The 1,248-nt window shown below is 61.0% G+C and carries 2 protein-coding genes; both read right to left on the bottom strand.

Annotated features, from left to right (window positions below; genetic code table 11):
* Positions 1-1,056: condensation domain-containing protein (locus tag JT360_RS33100; RefSeq protein ID WP_250889248.1), on the bottom strand; the 1,056-nt coding region annotated here is incomplete at its 3' end.
* Positions 1,053-1,248, bottom strand: a 196-nt coding sequence (locus JT360_RS33095; RefSeq protein WP_214477649.1) for a phosphopantetheine-binding protein, incomplete at its 5' end; no start/stop codon positions are given. The genes JT360_RS33095 and JT360_RS33100, both read right to left, overlap by 4 nt.

Here is a 1,248-nt window from a genome sequence, read left to right as displayed (position 1 = left end):
AAGGCTCACTCCCAGGCGCCGGGCATGGCCACGCAGACGGTCGTTGAGGGTCTGCGGCAGCAGCCGGTGTAACTCAACCGTCCCCTCGCCACTGCCCTGTATCTCCGCCAGGCCGAATGGCAGCACGGGCTCATCGACATCGCCAAGCCGCTCACGGAAGTAACGTTCATGCTCCGCCTCAGAGATACCGAGACGTGCCTGCGCCACCACCTTGCGGAACGGCTCCGCAGCGGGCAGCTCGGCCTCCCGTCCTGCCAGGATCGCCTCGATCTCCTCGTTCAGCAATTCCACCGTCGATCGATCGCCGATCAGATGATGGTGCAATTCTTGCAGCAGCCAGCGGTCGGCCTCGGGATCCTTTGCCACCACGAAGCGCAGGAGCGGCGCCTTGGTCAGGTCGAACCGATGATGGCTCGGGTCGTAGCGATGCCTGAGCTGCTCCACGCCCGGACCGGCGGCGGGATCGAGTTCAACCTCGGTGATGCTCAGCGGCGCATGGCGCCACACCACCTGCACCGGCGACGACAGGCCTTCCCACACAAAGGCCGTGCGCAGGATGTCGTGGCGGTCGACCACGCGCTGCACCGCCGACAGATACCGGTCCAGCCGATCCCGCTCGGCAAAGGCCATCTGCGCCCGGATCAGATACGGATCGCCCTTCTGCGCCAGAAGGTGATGGAACAGGATGCCGTCCTGCAGCGGCGACAGCGCGTAGATGTCCTGGATATTGCCAACGCCACCCGGCACCGCCTCGACCACCCGGTCGATCTCGGCCTGGCTCAGTTCCGCCAGCGGCACCATCGCTGGCGTTATCGTGCGGCTCTGCGGCGTGATTCCATTGGCTGGAACCGTTATGCCGCCACCCCATGCTCCCGCACCGGAGGCGCCGTTATTTTCCTTAAGGCTCTTAATTATATTACTTTTGTTCGATTTTATTTGATCAATAACGTCGTTCGTAATCGAGTCGTTATCACCAGATATGACGATAGAATTGTCTTCTAATTTTAGAGATATGTTCCGATCTTTGAGAGTGTCTAGAAACGCTTTGATATTCATAGCCGAATCTCTACGATTTTTCTTGTTGCCATAGCAAAGTCCGCCAGGTGGGGATGCTCGAACAGATCCCGGATCGTCGCTCCCACGCCCAGCCGGCGCAGGCGCTCCAGCAGCTTCACCGCCAGCAGCGAGTGACCGCCGAGTTCGAAGAAGCTGTCCTGGCGCCCGACCCGCTCGACACCAAGCAGCTCT

Source organism: Mesorhizobium sp. dw_380, from assembly GCF_018588885.1.
Lineage (GTDB): Bacteria > Pseudomonadota > Alphaproteobacteria > Rhizobiales > Rhizobiaceae > Mesorhizobium.
The sequence above is the reverse complement of the archived record's forward strand: the minus strand, read 5'-3'. Positions and strand labels throughout refer to the sequence as shown.